Source organism: Lacticaseibacillus suilingensis, from assembly GCF_016861845.1.
GTDB classification, from domain to species: domain Bacteria; phylum Bacillota; class Bacilli; order Lactobacillales; family Lactobacillaceae; genus Lacticaseibacillus; species Lacticaseibacillus suilingensis.
Map to the genome: position 1 here is coordinate 107040 of NZ_BOLV01000003.1, position 22595 is coordinate 129634.

The 22595-nt window shown below is 51.2% G+C and carries 22 protein-coding genes and 1 pseudogene; 12 read left to right on the forward strand and 11 right to left on the reverse strand.

All coding sequences use genetic code 11. From position 1 onward, the window contains the following. Positions 1-9: 9 nt before the first annotated feature. Positions 10-642, forward strand: a complete 633-nt coding sequence (locus JUF11_RS03005; protein WP_204118254.1) for a CatA-like O-acetyltransferase — start codon at positions 10-12, stop codon at positions 640-642. Positions 643-703: 61 nt separating this feature from the next. On the opposite strand, the gene JUF11_RS03010 is transcribed toward JUF11_RS03005, so the two are convergent. Next, positions 704-1828 (reverse strand): Mbeg1-like protein, encoded by a 1125-nt coding sequence (locus tag JUF11_RS03010; protein WP_204118255.1) that lies wholly within the window; start codon positions 1826-1828, stop codon positions 704-706. Positions 1829-2078: 250 nt separating this feature from the next. After that, complete coding sequence (locus JUF11_RS03015) at positions 2079-2231, reverse strand: hypothetical protein (protein ID WP_204118256.1); 153 nt, start codon at positions 2229-2231, stop codon at positions 2079-2081. A gap of 98 nt (positions 2232-2329) precedes the next feature. On the opposite strand from JUF11_RS03015, the gene JUF11_RS03020 reads away from it, so the two are divergent. Both JUF11_RS03020 and JUF11_RS03025 read left to right on the forward strand, forming a co-directional pair. Then, positions 2330-3865 carry a multicopper oxidase family protein gene (locus JUF11_RS03020; RefSeq protein WP_204118257.1) on the forward strand — a complete coding sequence of 512 codons (1536 nt, stop codon included), beginning with the start codon at positions 2330-2332 and terminating at the stop codon, positions 3863-3865. A 30-nt stretch (positions 3866-3895) separates the two neighbouring features. Continuing rightward, the gene (locus JUF11_RS03025) at positions 3896-4357 is read left to right on the forward strand and encodes a DUF8821 family protein (protein WP_204118258.1); all 462 of its coding nucleotides are present in this window, start codon (positions 3896-3898) and stop codon (positions 4355-4357) included. A 659-nt stretch (positions 4358-5016) separates the two neighbouring features. Here JUF11_RS03025 and JUF11_RS03030 read toward each other — a convergent pair. Beyond that, complete coding sequence (locus JUF11_RS03030) at positions 5017-6171, reverse strand: cation:proton antiporter (protein WP_125604775.1); 1155 nt, start codon at positions 6169-6171, stop codon at positions 5017-5019. Positions 6172-6467: 296 nt separating this feature from the next. On the opposite strand from JUF11_RS03030, the gene JUF11_RS03035 reads away from it, so the two are divergent. Together JUF11_RS03035 and JUF11_RS03040 are read left to right on the forward strand one after the other, a co-directional pair. Then, positions 6468-6791 carry an ArsR/SmtB family transcription factor gene (locus JUF11_RS03035; RefSeq protein WP_125572183.1) on the forward strand — a complete coding sequence of 108 codons (324 nt, stop codon included), beginning with the start codon at positions 6468-6470 and terminating at the stop codon, positions 6789-6791. A gap of 71 nt (positions 6792-6862) precedes the next feature. Continuing rightward, positions 6863-8095 carry an NADH:flavin oxidoreductase/NADH oxidase family protein gene (locus JUF11_RS03040; protein ID WP_204118259.1) on the forward strand — a complete coding sequence of 411 codons (1233 nt, stop codon included), beginning with the start codon at positions 6863-6865 and terminating at the stop codon, positions 8093-8095. Between the two features lie 113 nt (positions 8096-8208). Here JUF11_RS03040 and JUF11_RS03045 read toward each other — a convergent pair whose 3' ends face one another. The 5 genes and pseudogenes from JUF11_RS03045 to JUF11_RS03065 all read right to left on the reverse strand — a co-directional run bounded on the left by JUF11_RS03045 (position 8209) and on the right by JUF11_RS03065 (position 12190). Next, positions 8209-9108, reverse strand: a complete 900-nt coding sequence (locus JUF11_RS03045) for an IS3 family transposase (protein WP_236000395.1) — start codon at positions 9106-9108, stop codon at positions 8209-8211. Then, entirely contained in the window at positions 9084-9812 is a 729-nt protein-coding gene (locus JUF11_RS03050) for a helix-turn-helix domain-containing protein (protein ID WP_204118260.1), read from the reverse strand. The genes JUF11_RS03045 and JUF11_RS03050 overlap by 25 nt, the downstream gene beginning before the upstream one ends. A 153-nt stretch (positions 9813-9965) precedes the next feature. After that, positions 9966-10178: pseudogene (locus JUF11_RS03055) on the reverse strand (DapH/DapD/GlmU-related protein); the annotation flags it as partial. A 102-nt stretch (positions 10179-10280) separates the two neighbouring features. After that, positions 10281-11303 carry an IS30 family transposase gene (locus JUF11_RS03060; protein WP_125697777.1) on the reverse strand — a complete coding sequence of 341 codons (1023 nt, stop codon included), beginning with the start codon at positions 11301-11303 and terminating at the stop codon, positions 10281-10283. A 341-nt stretch (positions 11304-11644) separates the two neighbouring features. Next, positions 11645-12190 carry a helix-turn-helix domain-containing protein gene (locus JUF11_RS03065; protein WP_125572179.1) on the reverse strand — a complete coding sequence of 182 codons (546 nt, stop codon included), beginning with the start codon at positions 12188-12190 and terminating at the stop codon, positions 11645-11647. Positions 12191-12582: 392 nt separating this feature from the next. Here JUF11_RS03065 and JUF11_RS03070 point away from each other — a divergent pair, with 392 nt between their 5' ends. The 3 genes from JUF11_RS03070 to JUF11_RS03080 all read left to right on the forward strand — a co-directional run bounded on the left by JUF11_RS03070 (position 12583) and on the right by JUF11_RS03080 (position 15286). Then, positions 12583-13815, forward strand: coding sequence for a replication initiation factor domain-containing protein (locus JUF11_RS03070; RefSeq protein WP_204118262.1), 1233 nt, complete (start codon positions 12583-12585; stop codon positions 13813-13815). 77 nt (positions 13816-13892) lie between these two features. After that, complete coding sequence (locus tag JUF11_RS03075; protein WP_225048761.1) at positions 13893-14156, forward strand: DUF3173 family protein; 264 nt, start codon at positions 13893-13895, stop codon at positions 14154-14156. Further along, positions 14153-15286 (forward strand): site-specific integrase, encoded by a 1134-nt coding sequence (locus tag JUF11_RS03080; protein WP_125572565.1) that lies wholly within the window; start codon positions 14153-14155, stop codon positions 15284-15286. The genes JUF11_RS03075 and JUF11_RS03080 overlap by 4 nt, the downstream gene beginning before the upstream one ends. Before the next feature lie 104 nt (positions 15287-15390). On the opposite strand, the gene JUF11_RS03085 is transcribed toward JUF11_RS03080, so the two are convergent. Beyond that, entirely contained in the window at positions 15391-15861 is a 471-nt protein-coding gene (locus JUF11_RS03085; RefSeq protein ID WP_204118263.1) for a VOC family protein, read from the reverse strand. Between the two features lie 148 nt (positions 15862-16009). On the opposite strand from JUF11_RS03085, the gene JUF11_RS03090 reads away from it, so the two are divergent. Continuing rightward, positions 16010-17794: a glycerophosphoryl diester phosphodiesterase membrane domain-containing protein gene (locus tag JUF11_RS03090; RefSeq protein WP_204118264.1), complete on the forward strand. Its 1785-nt coding sequence runs from the start codon at positions 16010-16012 to the stop codon at positions 17792-17794. Positions 17795-17939: 145 nt separating this feature from the next. Here the strand turns inward: JUF11_RS03090 and JUF11_RS03095 are convergent, their stop codons facing one another. Continuing rightward, the gene (locus tag JUF11_RS03095) at positions 17940-18527 is read right to left on the reverse strand and encodes a MarR family winged helix-turn-helix transcriptional regulator (RefSeq protein ID WP_204118265.1); all 588 of its coding nucleotides are present in this window, start codon (positions 18525-18527) and stop codon (positions 17940-17942) included. A 186-nt stretch (positions 18528-18713) separates the two neighbouring features. On the opposite strand from JUF11_RS03095, the gene JUF11_RS03100 reads away from it, so the two are divergent. From JUF11_RS03100 to JUF11_RS03110, 3 genes are read left to right on the forward strand one after another with little or no spacing between them, the layout of a single operon-like run. Continuing rightward, positions 18714-20621: a heavy metal translocating P-type ATPase gene (locus JUF11_RS03100; RefSeq protein ID WP_204118266.1), complete on the forward strand. Its 1908-nt coding sequence runs from the start codon at positions 18714-18716 to the stop codon at positions 20619-20621. Positions 20622-20678: 57 nt separating this feature from the next. Beyond that, the gene (locus JUF11_RS03105; RefSeq protein ID WP_125580353.1) at positions 20679-20909 is read left to right on the forward strand and encodes a heavy-metal-associated domain-containing protein; all 231 of its coding nucleotides are present in this window, start codon (positions 20679-20681) and stop codon (positions 20907-20909) included. 6 nt (positions 20910-20915) lie between these two features. Continuing rightward, positions 20916-21473 (forward strand): Dps family protein, encoded by a 558-nt coding sequence (locus JUF11_RS03110; RefSeq protein ID WP_373305851.1) that lies wholly within the window; start codon positions 20916-20918, stop codon positions 21471-21473. 281 nt (positions 21474-21754) lie between these two features. Here JUF11_RS03110 and JUF11_RS03115 read toward each other — a convergent pair whose 3' ends face one another. Then, the gene (locus JUF11_RS03115; RefSeq protein ID WP_204118268.1) at positions 21755-22516 is read right to left on the reverse strand and encodes a MerR family transcriptional regulator; all 762 of its coding nucleotides are present in this window, start codon (positions 22514-22516) and stop codon (positions 21755-21757) included. Positions 22517-22595 lie beyond the last annotated feature (79 nt).

Sequence of the window (22595 nt, forward strand, 5' to 3'; positions counted from 1 at the left end):
GGAGTTATTATGCCGTTTACCGAAATTGATCGCGCGACCTGGCCGCGGCTGCCGTATTATTACTATTTCACGAAAATGCAACCAATGAGCTTTACCATTTCGCTCAAGCTTGATATCACCAATACTTACCGCAAAAAAGGCGACCGCCACTTCTTTCCGCTGTACCTCTACGCTGCCACCAAAGCCTTGCCGCAGGAGTTGCGAATGGCAGATAACGACGGTCAACTCGGCTATTATAACCAGCTGACGCCTAGTTATTCGGTGATCCACGATGATCACAGTATCTCCAGTTGTTGGACGACCTTTGATCCGGAGCTAGCCGTTTTTTATGCGCAAGTGCAAGCTGATATGCAGCAGGCACGCCACGCCCATGGGCCAGTGGGCAAACCTGATGCGCCGGCCAATAGTTTCGCATGTGGCATGCTGCCGTGGCTGGCGTTTGACAGTTACACGCCACAGCCCGTGGATGGTTTGCCGAGTCTATTCCCGGTGCTTCAGGCCGGCCGATATACGCAAGTTGAAGGCCGATGGCTCATGCCGGTGTCCTTGACCGTTAATCACGCGGTGGCTGATGGGTACCATGCCAGTGCTTATCTCAATGCCTTGCAGGCATTATTGGCTGACCCAACGTGGCTCGAATAGTTTTTGTTTCACGTGGAACCGCTGATATCTTGCCACCTACCGACAAAAAACCGATCAGCGCTTACTGATCGGTTTTTTCGTGCTTCGCGTTAGCCCAAGGCCAGTCGAAATGCGGCCGTTGCGGTTTGGATAGGGTGGGTAAAATCGCCCCACGCAAGGCCACAATCAGCTGGCCAATGGCAAACAGCCACTGCTGGCGGGCCATGGGATCACCATGACGGAGGCCACTAAAAATGGCTTGGGCATTGTGGGGCCAGTCGGCTTTCAGTTCGGCAAAGGAAGTGGCGTCGGTTTGCGTAATTAAAGCATAGGCGGCGTTGAGGCAGGCTTCTTTGGTGGCCTCATCCAAACTGGCGGTCCAGGTGGCAATCGTGGTTTGCGCGAGCTGGGAGAGCTGGTCGGTTTTGGGCAGGGATACGAAGTCCTCATTCGCTACTTCCCAGCTGAACGGGTCATGCTGCCCGAAGCCATGCGCATCACTTTTGACCACTGAAAACCCAGCGGTGGGGTCAAACAAGGTGCCAATCAAGCTGGTTTGCGGCACCAGTTTGTGCAGGCGGCTCATGAGCGCCTCTGGCAAGGCTTCACCCAGGCCGGGGCCATCGGCGTTATAAGTTGCGCTAATGCGCGCTTGCAGGTGCTTGGGCGCCTTGACGAAAGCGTAGGTCGCGAGCGTCCCGCCTTTGGAATGCCCGCCCAGAATGAGCGGGCCAGGGTAAGCGGCCGCAATGGTTTTGAGATAGGCTAAAGCCGCCTTTTGGGAAGGGATGGTCTGCATGTAGGCCATGTTGAAATCTTCCTTCCAATCGACAAACGCCGCCCGCGTGCCGCGAAAAGCAAGATACTGCTGCTGGTTGGGCAGGCTGAAGGTAATGGCGGAGAATTGCTTTTGGGCATCGAGATCCAGCTGCTGGACCTGATCATGCCAAATGATGTGCTGATATCGCGGCGCTTTGGCCAGGGTGTGGAGCAGCTGCGCATTGGCTTCGGGCCGCCAGGTGTCCTGAGTCAGGAGCGTCACCTGCTTGGGCCTAGTCAATCCGCCGAGCATGCCACTAGCAGTCGGCAACTGATCGAAGGCAAAATACGCGAGCTGCGCCAAAATCACGCCGTCCACTGGCGTTAGGGGGAGCTCGTTAAACGAAACTTCGGCATGCGTTTGCGCGAAATCTAGCATCGACTGCATAAAATCACCTCGCTGTTATTATGCCATAAAGTGAAAGGCAACGGAGCGACGCCGGCGTTGGTGTCGTGTAGCGCAGCTAGAAAGACAGCGGAGCGAGGCTGGTTTTAGCCTGACGAGTAGCCTAGGTTCGGGCACTGAAGCCGCGCTTTGGCTTCGGTGTTCGAGCCGTAGCTAGTCGCTCAGGCGTTAGCCTCGTGTAGCGCAACTAAAAAGGCAGCGGGGCGAGGCTGGTTTTCGCCTGACTAATGATTCATTTTTTCTGATACGCCATCCACAATCCCATCAGCGCGTCTAAAAGCATAATGATTGCCATTAACCACATGGCCCACATACTATTGGTGGCAACCAGGTAAATTAACAGTAGATTGAGGATGACCATGATCCAAGCTTTGAGTTTTGACATTGTATCGTCTCCTTCTTGTTTAGAACGATTCTATCTTACACCTTTCAAGACAGCCGGTGTAGGTGTTAAAATCAAGGCGTATGAAAGGGGAGATTTGAATGGCAACGGTCTATCAGGACTACTTTTTCGACGAACCAGCATACAACACGCATGATGGCGGCTATATCCCGCTTGAGGTGGCTGATGCGCCGGCGCAGCCACTCGCCATTCCGGCGCTGGTGCAGCCGGATTCCGAAACCGACACGGATGCTTACTATACGTTGACAGCGCAGAAAGGGGAAACCCAGCTCCTGCCAGGGGCAAAGACCAAGACTTGGGGCTATAACGCCCCGCTGTTGGGCACGACCTTTGCGTTCAAAGTAGGCAAGCATATCCACATCACTTTGAAAAACGAACTCGATGAGCTCACGACGTTCCACTGGCATGGGCTTGCAGTTTCCGGTCCTTACGTGGATGGGGGCTGCCACGCCCCGGTTTATCCAGGCGAAAGCAAACAAATCGATTTCACCTTGGATCAGCCGGCGGCAACGACTTGGCTGCACGCGCATCCTTGTCCTTCCACGGCGGAGCAGGTTTGGCACGGCCTGGCCGCAATGGTGATTGTGCATGATGACCATGAGCTGAACCTGCCGATTCCGCATGACTATGGCGTCGACGATATTCCGCTGGTGCTGCAGGATCGCCGCTTCCACGAAGATAATCAATGGGATTATCACGCGGATTATGATCCAGACGGCGTGCAAGGGCCCACTGCAATGATCAACGGGACCATTAACCCATACTTCGATGTCACCCGGCAAAAAATCCGCTTCCGCATTCTCGATGGCGCTAACCGCCGTGAGTGGCGGCTGCATTTTTCCGATGACCTTGAGTTCACGCAAATCGCAAGCGACTCCAGCTTGCTGCCAGAACCCGTGCAGCTGACCCATTTAATGCTGACCTGTGCGGAGCGCGCGGAAATTATCGTCGACTTCAAAGGTTACAAACCAGGCGATACCGTCACCCTGTATTCGGATGATGTGCCGATTGTGACCTTTAAGATTCATGAATTTGCCGCCGATGATCGCGTTTTACCTGACCACTTGCTGGAGATTCACGCGCCGAAGGTCTTACCGACCACGCCGGTGCGCAAAGTTGTGATGAGCGGCATGGATGAAGCCGTGGCGCTGGATGGTAAGAAGTTCAATATGCAGCGCATTGATGCGACCCAGCCGATCGGGTTGGCACAGTACTGGGATGTTTCCAATACCAACACGATGCATGGCGGCATGGTGCACCCGTTCCATGTGCATGGCACCCAGTTCCTGGTGATTTCCCGCAATGGTGGCGCGCCTTACCCGAATGAACATGGCTACAAAGATACGGTCGGCGTTAACCCCGGCGAAACGGTGCGCATTCTGGTGCGGTTTGACCTGCCTGGCGTCTACATGTATCATTGCCACATCATCGAACACGAAGATGGCGGCATGATGGCCCAGATTCAGTCTTATGACCCGAATCGGCCAATGCCTAAGTACAAGTTGATGGATATGGGTACCTTGACCAAGGCCTTTGCCGAAGAACGCGGCGTCGATCCCAAGACAATGTGGATGGCAGGGATGGATTCTTATATGAAAATGGGCATGAAGATGTAGCCCCAACCTAACGAAACCGAGGATAACCCGATGGCATATACTGTGGATTTTAAAACCGTCAGCGACGCAGGCTTGACCAGCTCGCCGGTGGCACCGGCCCTGGCTGGCTTGCGCGCAAACGAGGCGCGCTACTTCTGGAACAAATACAAGGTGCCTTTTACCACTGAGCCAGCGGCAGAACGGCCGGAATTAGTGGCGTATGTGGCGACAATTTTGAAAGAAAAAGACGTTGTGATTGCCGCTAAGCCGCTTGAAGTGGCTCAGTTGGAAGTTGAAGGGGTGCGCTGGACTTATGTCTTTTACGAAGACGGCCTGGCCATCAACGTCCTCTACACGCTAGCTGATGGTGGTAAGCGCGCTGTGGGCTTCAAACTCTCAGACGGCATGGCTGTGCCGGCAGAGCTGGCCGACAAGTTCAAGTTTGCTCGGCAAAAGTCGAAGCTCGCCGGCACCATTCGCGGCAGCTACTTTGTCATCAAAGGGGCATACTAAACAGCTACATGAACGCAAAATCGCCCAGGCCAACGTTGGCTTGGGTGATTTTTGTGTGGCGTGATATTGCCCGGGAAATAATATTCTCGAATGCTTAAATCTAATAATCGCAGTATAACACGCTTTTTAGAGCGTATTGTTGTCCCAACATTATTTAAAACGCTATTGGAATGTGCCACTAATGTGCCATCTCAAGTATAGAGTCTACTGATTTTCAGTAGGCTCTTTTTGTTGAGATTAAGTGCTACAAACACTTCTTCCTTGCATTATAGGTCCAAACTAAGGTCTTTCCTAAGAATACGCTCAAATGAAAGCGCGAAATTTATGATCGCCGAGTTGCTGGATGAGCCGTGCTGAGCCAACGTATTGTGGTGGCCGCCGTGTCATTGAACATAGAAATCAGTAAATTCCTCACCAATCCCAGCTGGCGATCTCATAATGGATTGGAGCGGATCAATGCGACGTTGCCTCTGATCGTTGCGATGGCTTAGTTCTGGCGCAATCACGATTAGCATACGCGTCAAATCGGTTTCAGGTTACAAACCGCCACGGTATTAGACGAAGATACGCTGTGGCTACAATACCGCGTGACTGATCCGCAAGGGTAGGCAAACAAATACCGCTAATCCGTGATTTAAGGATTGACCGTATCTTTGTATCTAGGCGTTAATGCGACGCGCAGCATGTTTGAGCAGAAACGGTGCCAATAACGTTGTTAAGATGACTGCGGTGATGATTGCTGAATAGTAATCCCCGCTGATCAGCTTGGCTTGATAGCCGATCTGCGCAATAATCAAGGCCATTTCTCCGCGTGAAACCATACCTGCACCGACTAAGTATGATTCATCTAAAGCAAACCCGGAAAATTTGGCGCCGCTACCTGCACCCAAAAGCTTAGTCAGCGTAGCGACAACGGTCAAGACGACGATCAATAATAAGTCGTGTTCGATTCCGGCTAACGACATGTTCAGCCCAATCGAAACGAAGAACACGGGAATGAAAATCGCGTAGCCGATCGGTTCAATACTTTGATCGACTTCATGAGCGACATGCGTCTGGGCAATCGCAATCCCGGCAAAGAAGGCCCCGATAACTGCACTCAGCCCGATCAGATCCGCGATATACGCCATGCCAAAACATAAGATCATAGCCATCAACGTCGGTCCGACTGGAATCAGTAATTTGGTCCCGAGCTTGGCGAGAATCGGGGCGATGAAGCGCACGACGAAATAAATCGCGACAAAGTAGATCAACTGCTCCAAAAAAGTCAGGGCCAGTGGGATTTGCGTGGTCGAACCCGTCGTCGTACCCATTACACTGACCATAATGCTGAGTAAAACGACCGCCAACACATCATCGACCACCGCCGCGCCAAGAACCGTCGAACCACTTTTGCTATCAAGTAAGTTCAACTCCTTCATCACGGCCACCGAAATTGAAACAGATGTGGCGGCAAAGATGACACTTAAAAATAGGCTTTCAAACTGGGTCAGTCCGAACCAAAGCCCGACTGGATAAATCAGCGCCATCGGGACCAAGACGCCCAACAATGCAACAATCACACTAGGACGTAAGTATTTTTTCAACAACGTAAGGTCACTCTCTAATCCGGCAATGAACATCAAGATAATGACCCCGATTTCTGAAAAAATATGGATAAACTCATTGGGATGCACCCAATTCAACAATGCTGGGCCAAGCACGATACCAACGAGCAACTGACCGATCACTGCCGGAATACCAATCCGCGCTGCCAAGTGGCCGATTAAACTGGTAGCAATCAAAATGATGACAAGTGCGCCTAAAAATTCCAAACCAAAACCTCCTCATACAAAAAACGTAAGCCAAGTACCTCTTTCACACCCCTGAAAGAGAAAACCTTGAGCTTACGTCAACCGATTGATCTATTTAAGTTTTAATAACATCTTTTAAATTTTAGCAAACCGTGCCGTCATTTTCAAGCGAAGCACACATCGAGCCTGGGTTACGGTTCTTGAAAAAAAGCTGATTCTCTATGTTTATGTCCTCTAAATTGTACTTGACAAAGACTACAGAATAAGTTTTAGTGTTTAAGATGTTAAACGTTAGAACTATTATACGGGAGATATCGATGACTAAACATAATTCAGAGGAAACGCTGGCGATTTTTCAAAAAAGCGCTCCGGTATTATCTATCTTACTCGATGAGAACCGACAGCGGATTTTGCTGATGCTTTGCCAAACCGATCAACTTACCGTCAGTGAAATCACAGATCGATTATCGCTGTCACGCCCAGCAGTCTCGCATCATCTCAAGTTGATGCGTGATGCTGGAATATTAGCGGTCAACCAAGTCGGAACAGAGCGCTACTACCGCACCAACATGGCAGACGCACTCGGACTACTCAAACAACTGGTCACCGCGCTTGAGGCAGATGTCGCAGGCAAAAAATAGTCGTTTTGGACGACCATTTTTAAGGCCTATACGTTTAAATGTCTAAACGTTAAAAAATAGGAGAAAACCATATGAATCAATCTATCATGTTTCAGCCGCTGATGTTGGCTAACGGCACTAAAATTAAGAATCGGTTCATGAAACCGGCAATGAGCGAAGTTATGGGTGATGCGCGTTTTCGGCCCACAGCGCGCTTGATCGCACTTTATCGAGCCTGGGCCAATGGCGGCACAGGCTTGTTGATCACTGGTAACGTCATGATCGATGCTCAAGCAATTAGTGAAAAAGGTAATGTGGTGATTGAAGACGATCGCGACTTGCCGCTGTTGCAAGAGTGGGCCAAGGCCGGTAGCGTGAACGGTGCGCAAACTTGGGTCCAGCTGAATCATCCCGGTCATCAAGCTGCCAAACACGTCGCCTTACATCCCGTCGCACCAAGCGCTGTGCCACTGGAAGGGCCAAATGCTTTTGCGTTCAATCCACCACGGGCGTTGACTATTGAAGAAATTCCCCTTGAAGAAATTCATGAAATCGTGGCCAAATTTGCTCGCTCGGCGGCGATTGTTAAAATGGCTGGGTTTGGCGGTGTGCAGATTCACGCCGCGCATGGCTATTTGCTCAATCAGTTCTTGTCACCATTATCGAACCGCCGCACTGATGACTACGGTGGTTCACTTGAGAATCGGATGCGGATCATTGAGGAAGTGTATTTGGCCATTCGTGAACAAGTCGGTGCAGCTTTTCCAGTCGGCTTGAAGATTAACTCCTCTGATTTTCGTGCTGGTGGTTTTAGCGAAGCGGAATCAATTCAGGTGATCCACCGGATGGCTCATTTAGGGGTAGACCTGATTGAAATCTCTGGCGGTAATTATGAAAACACAGTGATTCAAGGGGACAATCGTAAGGGCGCCTTCTTCATTGACTACGCTGCTAAGGCCAAGGCGGGAATCGATACCCCAATCGCCGTCACCGGAGGCTTCAGAACATTACACGGAATGGAAACCGCAGTCACCAATCATGAGACCGAAATGGTTGGCTTAGCACGTGCGACCGCCTTAATTCCAGACTTACCCAACCAGGTCAAAAAAGGCGCCTTCACTGAAATCAACTTAGAGCGGCTTTCGACTGGACTGCCATGTCTAGATCGCAAAGCTGGTGCTTATATTGGTTTGAGCTACTACGAAATGCAAATGGTGCGTATCGCTGGCGGCAAACCGGTGAAACTGACGAAAAACGCTTGGCGTCCATTGTGCTTCGCGTTTCATACTCAAGGTTGGTCTGTATTGATGCCGCAGCGGGCATAGAGATGGCACGGACATTATTTGCGCCAAATAAGTATTTTTAATCTAGAGCGGGGATAAAAAGCCACTGGCGGAGCTGTTCCTCGTCAAGTAGACAGGTCAAATAATTAAAGTGCCTATGCAGTTTTCTTAACGGCATGATCCCGATATTCCATTGGGGTCATGCCGTTTAGTGTTTCTTGGCGGCGTTCGTAGTTATACCAGTGAATGGCCGCCTCAATGCTCTTCATCATTTCAAGCTCGGATAGGCAATACTCAAATGCGAACCACTCGACTTTGAGATGGCTCCACAAACTCTCCATCGGACTATTGTCGCCAGGTGTACCGGGCCTCGACATGCTGTGAATAATGCCTTCACCTGCTAACAAGGTGTTGTATGTTCTACCGGTGTACGCGGAGCCTTGGTCACTATGAGTAGTTTCAGGCTTGATTCCACCGTTGTTTTCGATAGCCATCTTCATCGTTTTGGTGGTGAGCGCCGCCGTTTCGGTAGATGCGACACACCAAGCGATCACACTGTGATCGTAAAGGTCCTTCACGGCACTCAGACGCAATTTTTGCCTTCCGTCTTGACCGTAACGGATCTCAGTACAGTCAGTCACCCAGACCTTATTGGATGCGCTTGGGTGGAAAGCGTGGCCTACATTAACGGTGTATAGCTTGTTGGCGAGTAGAAATTCCTTCTTCTCAACCTTACGATCGTGCTTTGCCACACGGATAGAGGCTTGAATATGATTCCGAAGCATAATTCTACGAACACGGCCATGGCTCACATGATATGGTGTCTCCGCATTGATATACGTCGTGAGTCGCTTGACTCCAAAGATATAATGATTCTTCTCCTCTAGGTCAACGATGTAGGCCAGAATAGCCTGATTCTCCCGTTCATGAACTGACACCTTACGATGTATCCACTTGTAGTACGCTGCACGAGATATACCCAAGTAACGGCATGCCTCGCTTATACCATAAGGATGCCCGGAGTCGAGATTTACTTCTTGTGAGAGTTGTTGAATGGCCTGATATTGTTCGTCTGATCGGCATTCCTTCTTTCCAGCTCTTGGAGTTTTTTTAGCAGCGCAGCTTCCGTAGATACACGGGTCAACCGCGCCTGTAGCCGTTTGTTCTCGAGCTTCAGACGGTCTACTTCGTTAAGGTGACCGTTGTCTTCTTTGGCTTTGCCACGGCGATCTGATAGGGCGGCTTCGCCGCCTTGCTCAAACTTCTTGACCCACGAATAAACTTGACCATATGAAACATTGAAGTGCTCTGTTGCTTCGATATAGTTGTAATCATTGGCGATGGTCCATTGTGCAATCTCGACACGTTCGAGCTGCGTGGTCTGGCGTCCATCCTTCATTGGTTTGGCCCTCCTAGTAGTCTGTAGTGATTTACCACTAGTATAACGGGAAACCCATTGATGGATGACTGATAGATTGGGAATACGATATTCTCGGGCAAGCTCAGGGTACGATGTGTGTCCTGCAAGATACTTATGAACAACTTCCAGCTTAAACTCTGAGGAGTACCTCCGTTGGGTTCGCCTTGCTTTAAGCCCCTGTATGCCTTTAGCTTCAAAATATTCCAGCCACCTACTTATCTGATCGTGGTGGACACCATGATCTCGCTGAACTGCACGTGGGCTAAATCCTTCGTCCAGAATCAGACCAATGTAGAACAGCTTCTCTTCGATTGTATAACGTGAACCTTTCCGGCCCATACAAAAACTCCTTCCTAGGAAGACAAGCTTTAATTATTTGCTTGTTTACCCATGAAGGAGTATAGCCGGCTTGGCCGGTGGCTTTTTTAACAATGCTTGCAATGAATTTTCAAAATGGCTCGATGCTCTCTGAAAGCTTGCTTAGTAACTCAACTAGTCGGTTACATCGAGACGGCGCTGTTTGAAATAAAACTGTCTGTCGTGATCGCTTATTTCACGCTTTACCTTACATGGAGCACCAAAAGCCACAACGTTTGCCGGAATATCATTAGTGACGACACTTCCGGCCCCAATAACTGTGTTATCTCCAATGGTTACGCCTGGAAGAATGGATACGTTGGCGCCAATCCATACGTTTTTCCCAAGGTTTTCAAAATCTTCTACAGCTTTAATTTCTGAATAAAAATACTCCCTCAATTGTCAAATCAAGTGCAACACTTTATAACCAATTCTTGTTAGTGGTATAGCTTATGCCATATTGGGGTAATAGTCGCAAGGACGCAACCAGCCCAGTGAGCGCCTTGGGCGATGATTCAATGCCGACTGTGCTGCCTGGATCTCATCAAGGGTTACGTTCTTGAATGACTTGCCTTTTGGGAAATACTCACGTAGAAGGCCATTAGCATTCTCATTTGATCCACGCTCCCAGGGTGAGTATGGATGCGCAAAATAAATCTTCGTCCCGGTCACGCTAGCTATAGATGAGAACTCTGAACCATTGTCGAACGTGATGGAGTCGAACTCCTTAGCCCCATATTCATCTATCGTTGCCTGAAGGGCGCGGCGGCAAGTATCTGCGTGATAGTCAGGAAGCTTCACGATGATCTCGGTTCGGGAGTACCGCTCTGTTAGTGTCATTAATGCTGGTTCACTTTCAACTCGCTTCCCCTTGACCAGATCACCTTCCCAGTGACCGACTCCTAGTCGACCGTCAACGGCCTTTGGCCGCTTTTCAATAGATTCGCCCAGTTTTTGCTTGTTAATCCGAGCGTGGCGTAATCCTGGCCGTTTGACACGACGTCGCAGTTTGGCGGGTAAGTCAAGGTTGGTAATTGGGAGTAGCCCTGCGTCAATGTACCGATAGACTGTTGGCGTTGATGGACATCTCAGGCGGGGAAAACGCATCTGAAAGTCGTGGACAAAGCTATCCACGCTATGGATACGAGGGCGTTGCTTAAGTACTTTGATTAGCTCCTTGAAGAAGTAGTCGCAGCGCCCTAACAAGCCTTCTGCATGACTATTAAGCCGGGCTTCAACATGTTTACGTTGAGCAGCGTCGGCAAAATAGACAGAATGGATTTGGCGGTTTGAGTCCATCTGATCAACAGAGCCGCGTTTTAGCTCACGACTAATCGTGCTTGTACTGCGGTGCAAAGCACCCGCAATGTCGCTCAGAGTTTTGCCCTGCGTGCGTAGTACTTCAATTTTGCCTCTTTCATCGGGAGTTAGTTGGTGATAAGAGCGTTTGGTGGTACTCTGAGAGTGGGTCATGAAGATTCCTGCTTTCTTGTCTGTTTGGTCGCTAACAAGAATAGGTCTTCATGGCCTTTTTTTGCAAATTGGTCTGCTTTATCAGGTGTTGCACTTCGATTTTAAACCGAGGAAGACTTTTTGGTTGTACTCCGTTGGAATATCGAGAGAGTATCTCAAACAAAAAATAGAAATTGGCAATAGAATTCTGTTGGGTTTCTGGAAAGCATAAAGGCCTGGCATACATACCCGTGGATTGCAGTGGGCATGTATGCCAGGCTTTTTTAGATGCCGGCGGTGATAGTCCAGTTGTTACTTTGCTTGGAAAAATCGAATTGTATCTAGTCCCTTATTGTTATCAGTCAATCCCGTTTCTGCTGATCATCCCGGTATGATTGTATGGCCTTAAGCTCCTGGTAAACTTGATGAATTTCCTTAATAGGTATATCTCGATACTTGGATTGTTTCGTGATTTTTCGACCATTCTGATCCGTTTCCGGTTCACCGTCTTCATCAACAGGTGTGTACGGGCGAAAGTATTGCATGATTTGATCAAGCTGTTCCGATAATCCATCTAATTGTCGCGGTGAGAAATCCTTCATCATATGCATAACCCGACGTATTTCCGTCACCTTTGGCATATATTCGTCAATTCGATCAAGAATGGCCGTAGTTTCTCCAACTGCGGTCTCTTTTTCTGTTCTCAAAAGTTCTGAAGGCATAACATTGAAAAATTTAGCAATGCCTATCAAGTTCTCGTAGGTTGGGTGGTTATTCTCACGTTCCCAGTTAGAAATAGCTTGTCCGTTAACCGGAGTATCCAAAGCAGCTCCAAGTTCTGCTTGGGATAACCCGCTTTGAATACGGAGCCGTTTTAGATTTGGGCCAAAATAGTGCACTTTTGTCATATTAATCACCTCGTTATCAGATTACCAAACAGCAATACCTATACCAAGTTGCACAACTATATTTGAAAGTTATGTAGCTATGAAAAAGCTAAGGAAATCTGTTGAAAGTCTTGATATCATTGCGTTAACGTATAGCTTGTCAATACGATTAGTGATGAAAGGAGGAACCCTCGCCGCCGTGCGCGGCGTGCAGCGCGAAAGCCGCTAGCGCGAGCGGCGGCGGTCGGCGTTAGCCGGCCGCTGTAGCCCCCAGTGTCTAATAGGGGGGCAGAGATAGGAACGTATTAACAAAACACAGGGTAGAATTGCCGTAGGTAAGGCATTCCCCGTGGAGGCAGAGTGTCAACAGGCTAAAAAAGCTGTAAACACCAGAAAACAAAGGAGAGACGCTAATGCAAAATGATTTGACTGCGGGAATCGTGGTCACTGATTGGTTAGGTAAGTTCTGGGACTTGATGACCGAGCAGAAGTTGACGCAACAACAAGTGGCCGATAAGGTCGGGATCACCCGTGGTTACCTGAATCAGCTACTCGGCGGCAAAAAAACGCTAAACGACAATATGCGACGCCAGCTGATGTGTGCTTATCGTGAGCTATCCGGCGACGAAGCACTGACCATGTGGATCGACTATATCCGCATTCGCTTCCCCACCCACGATGCTATCCCCATCATGACTGAGTTATTGCAAATCAAGCCAATATTCTTCGCGCCGGACAACTGGGGCTTCTACGGCTACACTGGTAAGTTTGAACACGGCGCAATGCAAATCTTCACTTCACCAGAAGATGACGATCGTGGTACGTTACTGGAACTGAAAGGTGAAGGCTGTCGCGAATTCGAGTGTCTGCTACTCGCCCAACACCGAAGCTGGTATGACTTCTTTGAAAAGGCAAATGAACTTGGTGGTCACTATAACCGGATCGACCTTGCCATCAATGATTATGTGGACATGCTACCGGTGCAATACTTTATTGATAAGTGTGATCGCGACGAATTTACCTCAATTTTTCGACGCATTCATAAAGACGCTAATAAAGAACACGGCGTCATTGGCCGCACGCTGTATATTGGTTCGAGAAAAAGCCAATTCTACATGTGCCTATACCAGAAAGACGCCGAACAGTTTTTCAAATATGGCACGCCGCTAGATCAGACACCAATCAAAAACCGCTTTGAGCTACGCTTAGCTGATGAACGGGCAACAAAAGCGATTGAGGCGTTGTTAAACGAGCGTGACCCTGCCAAGGTGATATTTGGTATCATCAATCGCTATATACGTTTTTTAAAGCCCAACGGCAAGGCTAGAGCAAGTTGGCCGCTGGACGACCTCTGGGCGAATTTTATCGGCAAATACGGTGAGAAGCTTCGGCTAACAACCCAACCAGAGCCATTCTCTATCAAACGCACCTACAAGTGGATTGAGAAGCAAGTTGCGCCGACCTTGAAGATGTTACTCGCCTACGATTCAGCTACCGCCCAAGAAATTTTGATGACGATGATTGCCAACGCTACTATCACGCAAAAGGAGATGAGTGTTCTACAAGCAATGCTCGCATCAACCGAAGAAATGATTATCCCAAGTGAGGAATCAAAAAAGAGCGACTACGCCGACCAAAGCAAGTAGTCACCCTTCACAGATAAAATATGGGTTCTATCTGGTTTGATTATCTCACTCCCGCCAAACTTTAGGAAGTGATTTGATTGAATATTAACGTACCAGCACAGCCAGTTTTCCTGACGATGACTAGAGCTGATCTTATTAACCTGGGATACAGTCAATCGCAAGCAAGCCGTATCATCAAAATGGCAAAAGAGTTGTTGCTCAAACGTGGCCTTGGATGGTACGGTAAGAAAGGCGTAGACCGTGTTCCAGTGGAAGCAGTAGACGCAGTATTAGGCTTGAAACTAAGCCAACTTGAGGGTGCACCAAGTGGCCTTTCCGCAGTTAAGGAGGAACTATCTTGACTACGAAAGACCATATTACAAAACAAGCGGACGGCACTTTTAGCTTCCGCGTGAGCTTAGGAACTGACAAACGGACTGGCAAGCGAATTCAAAAACGCGCCAGCGGCTTCAAAACGAAAACGGAGGCGAAAAAAGCAAGAGTTGCAATGTTGGCAGCTGGGGTCGACGATGATGAGGACATCAAGAAGACGAAGTTTGGCGAGTTTATGGAGGACGTGTTCAAACCTTGGTACAAAACCCAAGTGAAACCACGCACCTACCGCCAACGGTTAGTTTTGATGAACACCGATTATCTGACTAGGTTCAACGACATTATCATTGACCAAATTCGGCCGATTGATGTGCAACATTGGCAAGTCAGCGTACTCAAAGACTGTAAGCAATCCTATGCGCGTACCATCAACATTATGTTAGGCCAAGTGCTTGAACGTGCTAAGGCGCTTGGTATCATCACTGAAAATCCCGTGCGGGTCGTTGGCCTCATCAAAAAGAAGAAAGCAAAAATCAAGTTCTGGACGCAAGCTGACTTCCAAAAGGTACTCGCCAAAACGAATACCGATACGTATACAGGGCGCTTTGATCACACGATGTTGTGGTTCATGTTTATGTCAGGCTTGCGAAGCGGTGAAGCACGGGCATTAAAGTGGACAGACGTTGATCTCGAAGCTAAGACCGTGAACGTCAATAAGACGATGGACTATCACAACCGCAACTGGTTTGAAACGCCCGCGCCAAAGACTGCCGCTAGCCGCCGCACCGTGGCGCTTGATGACGATACCGTTACGTGCTTAGGCGCGTGGCAGGACGCACAAGCGGTAATGGTGAATTCCGAGTGGGTATTCTCACTTAATGGAATTCCGTGCTCCGACCAGCAATTTATCGCCATTGTGGACACTTACAGCGATGCGGCCAAGGTTCAGCGGATTACCGTGCACGGCCTCCGCCACTCGCATGTGTCGCTGTTGATCAGCCTTGGTGAAAATCCACTCCAGATTAAAGAGCGTCTGGGGCATGAGGATATCGAAACGACACTCGGTACTTACGGTCATCTCTACCCAAACAGTAACTTTGAAGTCGCAAAAAAGCTCAACGGGATATTCTCCAAAGAGGTGCCCGATGAGCCAAAATAATTTGAAAAGGGTCAAAACTGTGCCACCGTAAAATCGGTGGTGCTAGAAACGTTGATACCACGGGACGGGCGCGAAATGCGCGATTGTTCCCGGGAAATACCCGGCTAGCGGAGCTGATTTTCCACCTTTTGTGACCAAGGCTGGGCATGCAACATCCAGGTCACGCCATAGCGGTCGGTGAATTGCCCCATTTTGCCGCCCCAGAATTGCTCGGCATATGGCATGGTCACCGTCACGGCTTGGTTCGCCTCGAGCCGGGCCCACAGCGCATCGGCGGCGGCCGCACTGGCAGGGTCCTCTGAGTTAATGTCGAGCTCTAGGACGATTTGCTGCTGAGCCGGGGCGCTGGCGCCATTAAAGGCATCGGCACATTGAATCTCGGCCCCCAGGATGGTGAAGCCGCCGTGCATGGTCAGCGCATCCAGATCGGCCCCAGCCGGGATGCCGAACTGACTGGCTTGCTCTGTCGTCGGGCTCAAACGATAGGTATTCGTGGCGCCGAACGCTTCTTCATAGTAAGCGATGGCTTCTTTGGCGCTGGGATAAGCGATATAAGGAAATAGTTTGGTTTGCATGGTGCCGACCTCCTCTGATTTTGCGCCTAGTATGCGCGCTTTGGCGGCTTAATGCCACCATTTTGTTATCCTACCAGGCTTGGTCCGCCTGCAACAGGAGGCGCGAAAACCCGCCGCGCGTTATACTTAAGGCGATGGAGGACATTCAATGAAATCATTACGGTACATAAATTCACTAATACGAGAATCTTTCTCCCGCTGGGGCAGCTATCTCCTGCTGGTCGAACTGGTGGCCGCCGCTACCGCCGGGGTGGCCGTGCCGCTGATGCGGTGGGCGACAGCAGGGATTCTGCGCCAAGCAGGGATTCCTTATCTGGGCGTAGACAATTTCACGTTTGTTTTGCTGCATCATTCAGGGGCCACCGCGCTGCTTTTGGCGTTGCTGGTGCTGCTGTTAGTCTTGGTGTATCTGCAGTTTGCGGTACTGCTGGGCGGCATTGCCAGCATCCAGCAGCGCGAAGGCCTGGGGGTGCGGGGCATTGTCCGTGAAGGACTGGCGGATTTGCGCCACTTGCGGCCGTCGAGTTTCGGCTTTTTCGTGGTGTATCTGCTCCTGATCGTGCCGTTTGCCGGTGTCGTGGTGCAGTCAGCCTTGCTGAATAAGGTCAAAATCCCCGCTTTTGTGCTGGATTGGCTAAGCACCAAACCGGTCTTTGCGGTGCTGGTGGCGGTATTTTACGGCGCGGCGGCTTACCTAGGCCTGCGGTGGGTGCGAGTGCTGCCGAACACGATTTTGCGGGACCAGCCGCTCCTCACCGCCGCCAGGCAATCTTGGCAGCAGACCCGTGGTAAATTTTGGCGTTACTCCTGGCGGCTGTTGCTGCTGACGGTAGGAACGACGCTGGTGGGTTGGGTATGGTCTAGCGGCCTGATTGGTCTGCAGACGCTGCTTGATCGGACAACCATCGCCTTTCCCGCGGCGGTGGTGCTGCTGACGCTACTGCTGGCGGGGCAAACACTGCTCGGCGGAGCTACCAGTGTCTTATACTTGCTGTTTCTCGTGGCGCCTGATGAGCTGAGGCCCGCCATCCGCCCGATTCCGAATAAGCACCACTGGTTGCGGCGCATCATCGTGTTGGTGTCTGGCGGGGCTGTGGTGGTGATTATGGCGGCGTTCGGGGCCTTTTACATGACTGGGGCCTTGGCCGAGCACCCGCTGACCATTTCCCACCGTGGGGTTGATGCTGGCAATGGCGTGCAAAACACCATTCCAGCGCTACGCAAAACCGCGGCGGAGAAGCCTGATTTTGTTGAAATGGATCTGCATGAAACCAAAGACGGCCAGTTCATTGTGCTGCATGATGAAAATTTGAAGACGCTAACTGGCGTCAACCGCACGCCGTATCAGCTGACGCTGGCTCAGCTCCAGCAAATCACGGTCCGCGAAAACGGGCACCAGGCCAAACTGGCCAGCTTTGACGACTACTTGGCCGCGGCCGAGGCGATGAATCAGAAGCTGATTGTTGAGTTGAAACCGACACCTAGTGACAGTCCGCAGATGCTGAATCATTTTATCAGTCGCTATGCTAAACGACTGGTGGCTGATCATGACCGGGTGCATTCGTTGAGCTACAAACTGATGACGCAGCTTCACCAGCGCGTACCTAAGCTTTATGCGGGCTTCATCATGCCATTTAGTCTGGTGGCGCCGCAGACCCAGCTGTCTGGCTACACCGTTGAGGAGACCACGCTGGATTCAGAGCTGGTCGAAACGGTGCATGCCCAGCATCAAAGCGTTTGGGCCTGGACGGTCAATGATCCTGATACCATGGCGCAGATGTTGTTTGAGGATGTCGACGGCATCATCACCGATAATCTGAGTGAGCTCAAGCAAGTGATTGCCGAGCAAAGCAACCACCCAAGTTACGCCCAGCGGCTGCGCTTGTTCGCCACCACGCTGGATGATTTTGGGGATCCGGTGATTGGGAACTAGCATTGATGACCAAGAACCCGAGTGGTGTCTTACTGGGTATTAAAAAAGGCTCACCTGACAGCGGTCGGGTGAGCCTATTTTGGTTGGTGAGATTGGTTGAGCAGCAGTGCTCACGGCTTATCGTCAGCGGACTGCGCCAAGAGCATTAGCGGTCTTCATCATCAGACCCAGGGAAGGGCCGGTTAAACCGCGGGTCGCCCCAACCGTGATGGAAGCGATGGCCGCGACCACCGCGATGAGGGCCAAAGGGGCCGAGCTGTTTGAAATAGTCGTCTGCGGCGCCATCAGCATCATTGGCTTCCAGGCTGGTGACGAGTTTGCGCAGCAGTGTGGTTAACTGGGCCTGTTCATCGGCTGATAAGTCGGCGAATAGCGTATCGGCCAATTTGTCTTTTTCTCCTCGGGCGGAGGCGATAAAGGCTTGCCCATCGTCAGTCAGACTGATCAGCATGACACGGCCGTCATCAGTGGATGGCTCGCGTTTGACGAGGCCGCTCGCTTCGAGTTTGGCGACCAAGGCGCTGGCGGAGCTGGGGCGAATATCCAGCGCCTCAACGATTTCGGAATTGGTCAATGGCTGACGTTCGGCGATGAGCCGGAGCAGGCGCAACTGCCCGCGCTCCTCATTATCTTGATTAGCGGTGCGTAAATTCCAGACGGCGCTTTGCACGAAGCCACGCTGGCGGAAGAGCCGACCAAACAAACGCAGTAACTCTTGATTGTCTTGGGTCATATAAAAACACCTGCCTTATATTATTTAGTTAGCGTTACATATAGACTAACTAACGAAATGAAGTTTACTCACTTTGTTAGTTTTTGTCAACGAAAACGAAATATTTTTTTGCCCAACTTGACGGCGGTCAATTCGTTTTATCCCCCCCGGCGCTAAGCTGTACTTGTCAAATAAGGGGTGAACAAAATGAAATTTCAATTATGGATCGAAAAGCATACCACCCAGATCACGGCAATCACCGCAGTGTTGATTGCGGCTGGGTATGCCAGTAAATATCTGCTCCAACTGCCGGTGGCCTACGCGATTTTACTTGCGGTGGCTTCTATCATTGCGGTGGTGCCCATCGCCTTGCACGCCCTCTCGGCGCTCCGGGTGAAGGTCATCAGCATCGAACTGCTCGTCACCATCGCCGTGATTGGGGCGTTCGTGATTGGCGAGTACAACGAAAGCGCCGTGGTCACCTTCCTGTTTTTGTTCGGGAACTTCCTGGAACAAAAGACGCTGGCGAAAACCCGGGCTTCCATCAAGTCGCTCACGGCGATGGCGCCAACCACTGCCGAGCTAGTCAGTGATGACGGCAGCATTGAAACTGTCGACGTTGACGAGGTTGAAGAAGGCGACGTGGTGCTGGTGAAAACCGGTGGCGCCATTCCCGTTGATGGCACGGTCATTGAAGGGCAAGGTTACACCGATGAAGCGGCAGTGACCGGCGAATCTCGCGCTGTCACCAAAAACACTGGCGACAGAGTCTTCTCTGGCACGCTGCTCAGCGATGGCTACGTTAAGATCAAGGCCACCAAGGTCGGGGAAGACACCACCTTTGGGAAAATCATCGAACTGGTCGAAGATGCGCAGGATACCAAGTCCCACGCCGAGAAATTCATCGACCGCTTTGCCCAGTATTACACACCGGCCGTTTTGATCATTGCTCTGGCCGTGTTTCTGGTTAGCCGCGATTTTAAACTGGCGATTACCGTGCTGGTGCTGGGGTGCCCTGGGGCGTTGGTCATCGGCGCGCCGGTTTCCAATGTGGCTGGGATCGGCAATGGCGCTAAGCGCGGCATTTTGGTCAAAGGCGGCGAGGCCATGGATACCTTCGCCAAAGTGGATACCTTCGTTTTTGATAAAACGGGGACGCTGACGGAAGGCAAAACCGCGCTGGCCGATGCTAAGGTGTACGGCGCTGACGCCGCGCAGATCCTGACCCAAACCGCTGCGGTGGAAGCCTTGTCGGATCATCCGCTGGGCAAAGCAATTTTGAACGCTGCTGATGCGCAAGGGCTGGACTACAAGCAGCTGGCCATTTCCGCCAGCCAAACGCTTAAAGGCCAAGGCATCACCGCCACCGTTGATGGGCAAGAAATTTGTGCCGGTAACCAAAAGCTGCTGGCGGCTCATCATGTGACCTTGAATGAGCAGCAACAGGCCGATTTGGCCGCGCTGCAAGCCACCGGGAGTTCTGTGGTGATTGTGGCAGTGGCAGGCCAGGTGGCTGCGATTTACGCGATTGCTGATACCATTCGACCGGAACTGGCGGATCAGCTCGCGGCCTTGCGCCAGGCTGGCGCCAAGCACCTGGTGATGCTGACCGGGGATAACGCCCAAACCGCGAATTACGTGGCTGAGCAGCTCGGCATTGATGAAGTCCACGCTGAACTGCTGCCAGACGAAAAGGTGACCTACGTCAAGGCCTTCAAGGATGAAGGGCGCACGGTGGCCTTCGTCGGCGATGGTATCAACGACAGCCCGTCCCTGGCGACAGCGGATATCGGCATCGCGATGGGCTCAGGAACCGACGTGGCGATTGAAACGTCAGATATCGTTCTCATGCAATCGAGTTTTGCCGCCTTGGTCCACGCCTACAAGCTGGCGAAGAAGACCGTCATGAACACCCGGGAAAATGTGGCCATCGCCATCGGTGTGGTGGCGTTCCTCCTGCTGGGCCTGATTGCTGGGTTCATCTACATGGCCAGTGGCATGTTCGTGCACGAAGCCAGCATCCTGGTGGTCATTTTCAACGCGATGCGCCTGATCAACTTCGGCGGCCGTGAAAAAGAAGTGAAAAAAGTGCCGAACTTGACCGCGGTCAAGTAAGCCTGCCGCGGAACCGACTAAACTATAACTGTAATCAAGCGAAAGGAAGTTATCACCATGAATAAAAAAATCAGTTTACAGCTCGATGAATTGACCTGCCCATCTTGCTTGACCAAGATCGAAGGGGCCGTGAAACAAGAACCTGGCGTGGAAAATGTGAAGGTGTTGTTCAACGCCGGTAAGGTGAAGGCAGATTTCGATGATACGCAAAACAGCGCCGATAACCTCGCCAATGTGGTAACCAAATTAGGCTACGAAGTCAAAAAAGTGCGCGTGAAGGATCTCTAGGGGGCAATGAACATGACGATTGAAGACCAGTACCAAGCCGAGTTGAAGCAAGCCGACATCGACCACCACAAACCCACTGCCGGCGCGATGACCGGTCACATTCTTGCCAACTTGTGGTACCTGGATGTGAAGCTGCACCAAATCGCCTGGTACGTGAAAGGCGACCGTGCCTTTGCCGTGACGGCTTACTACCAAGATTTGATTGCAGAAAACCGCAAACAAATCGATGAGCTCGGCGAACTGTTGCTAGATGAAAACCAAATCGCGCCTTCAACGGTGGCAGAGTTCACGCAGTACACCAAGATTCCTGAAGATGGCGCCTTGAAGTATCACACTGCCAGCGACATGGTCGACGCTACGGCGCATGACTACACCACGGCGAACATGTTCATCGACCGGGCCATCAAGCTCGCTGAACGCGAAAGCCGCCCCGCCATGGCCAGCTTCCTGACCAACATGCGCGGCTACAACAACCAGGTCATTCGCAAGCTTCAGTCCTTCCTGGGTAAAACCGCCTGGGAAGGCCTCGTCGAAGAAGACGACGATGACGATGATGACGATTAAAGCGTGAATCAAATTGACCCCAGTCACTGGCAATGATGTCAGTGCCTGGGGCCTTTTTGTGAAACGCCTTAACCACAGCGTTAATTCAAGTAAAAAACACATTTACGCTGACCGCAAGCCGCCACTGATTCGCATTTGAACGACGGCAGGGGTGATTATCACCTGAATGCCTTTACGTCAGCGCTTGTGCGACTAAAAAACGCATTTTGGTGATTTGATAGGCTACAGCGTGTTTTTGTGTAAATGCCGCTGTAACAGGCTGTAACATCGACAAAAACGCACTACTCCTCGATAGCGTAATAATCGACAATTGCTTGGAGGGCAGCCGCGGCTTGCTTACTGCCGGTGAGCTTCGTGTAATAAGCGGTGAAACGCGGATCGGCGACATACATCGCGGCTAGCCCGCGGTGCATGACTGGTGTCAGCTGCGGGGTGGTCGCCAGTAGCCACTCGCGATGGGCGTGATACGCGGCCGCGGCGTCAGCGCCTGGCAATGCTGGTGCGGTGAGATACGCCAGCAGGGCCGTTTTTAACTGGGTTTCGGCTACCGTCATGGCATTGTATTGGGCTTCGCTCAGCCCGGCAAAACGCGCGTCCGCTGCCGCCTTGGCGGCATTGCCATACTTGGCCGTGACTTCATTGCCATACGCTTCATCGTTGGCTTTGATTTGGGCTTGCTTAAACGCGGCGAATTTTTCAGTATCAGGCATGTTTGATTCTCCTTTCTGGTTAGTGAGGGTGACCTCAAGTTGCGCCAGCTGTTGATCCACTAGGCGGCGGTTGGCGAGCAGCTTTTCGCGTTGCTGGGCCAGCGCTTGCACGCGCTGGGCTGGCGGCTGGTCAAGTAGTGTTCGAATGTCGGCTAAGGCAAAGCCCAAGGCGCGATAGGTCAAAATCAGCTGCAGCCGATCCACTTCCGCCGGGCCGTATTGACGGTAACCGTTGGCGGTCAGTGGCGGCGTGAGCAAACCAATCTGGTCGTAATAACGTAGAGTGCGGGCCGACACGCCGCTCAGGGTGGCCAGTTGCTGGGTTGAATACATGCATGTCACCTCCAAAAACCATGGTAAAGGCTGACGCCGCGTCAGGGTCAAGCCTTTTTGCGCAAAAGGGGTTGCGACA

Excerpts from the sequence above, each read along its gene's own strand:
- JUF11_RS03020 (WP_204118257.1), top strand. The coding sequence starts at position 2,330 with ATGGCAACGGTCTATCAGGACTACTTTTTCGACGAACCAGCATACAAC.
- JUF11_RS03010 (WP_204118255.1), bottom strand. The coding sequence starts at position 1,828 with ATGCAGTCGATGCTAGATTTCGCGCAAACGCATGCCGAAGTTTCGTTT.
- JUF11_RS03110 (WP_373305851.1), top strand. The coding sequence starts at position 20,916 with ATGAACATGACGATTGAAGACCAGTACCAAGCCGAGTTGAAGCAAGCC.
- JUF11_RS03065 (WP_125572179.1), bottom strand. The coding sequence starts at position 12,190 with ATGACAAAAGTGCACTATTTTGGCCCAAATCTAAAACGGCTCCGTATT.
- JUF11_RS03090 (WP_204118264.1), top strand. The coding sequence starts at position 16,010 with ATGAAATCATTACGGTACATAAATTCACTAATACGAGAATCTTTCTCC.
- JUF11_RS03085 (WP_204118263.1), bottom strand. The coding sequence starts at position 15,861 with ATGCAAACCAAACTATTTCCTTATATCGCTTATCCCAGCGCCAAAGAA.
- JUF11_RS03050 (WP_204118260.1), bottom strand. The coding sequence starts at position 9,812 with ATGGGCCGGAAAGGTTCACGTTATACAATCGAAGAGAAGCTGTTCTAC.
- JUF11_RS03070 (WP_204118262.1), top strand. The coding sequence starts at position 12,583 with ATGCAAAATGATTTGACTGCGGGAATCGTGGTCACTGATTGGTTAGGT.
- JUF11_RS03100 (WP_204118266.1), top strand. The coding sequence starts at position 18,714 with ATGAAATTTCAATTATGGATCGAAAAGCATACCACCCAGATCACGGCA.
- JUF11_RS03060 (WP_125697777.1), bottom strand. The coding sequence starts at position 11,303 with ATGACCCACTCTCAGAGTACCACCAAACGCTCTTATCACCAACTAACT.
- JUF11_RS03115 (WP_204118268.1), bottom strand. The coding sequence starts at position 22,516 with ATGTATTCAACCCAGCAACTGGCCACCCTGAGCGGCGTGTCGGCCCGC.
- JUF11_RS03095 (WP_204118265.1), bottom strand. The coding sequence starts at position 18,527 with ATGACCCAAGACAATCAAGAGTTACTGCGTTTGTTTGGTCGGCTCTTC.
- JUF11_RS03005 (WP_204118254.1), top strand. The coding sequence starts at position 10 with ATGCCGTTTACCGAAATTGATCGCGCGACCTGGCCGCGGCTGCCGTAT.
- JUF11_RS03040 (WP_204118259.1), top strand. The coding sequence starts at position 6,863 with ATGAATCAATCTATCATGTTTCAGCCGCTGATGTTGGCTAACGGCACT.
- JUF11_RS03015 (WP_204118256.1), bottom strand. The coding sequence starts at position 2,231 with ATGTCAAAACTCAAAGCTTGGATCATGGTCATCCTCAATCTACTGTTA.
- JUF11_RS03105 (WP_125580353.1), top strand. The coding sequence starts at position 20,679 with ATGAATAAAAAAATCAGTTTACAGCTCGATGAATTGACCTGCCCATCT.
- JUF11_RS03025 (WP_204118258.1), top strand. The coding sequence starts at position 3,896 with ATGGCATATACTGTGGATTTTAAAACCGTCAGCGACGCAGGCTTGACC.
- JUF11_RS03035 (WP_125572183.1), top strand. The coding sequence starts at position 6,468 with ATGACTAAACATAATTCAGAGGAAACGCTGGCGATTTTTCAAAAAAGC.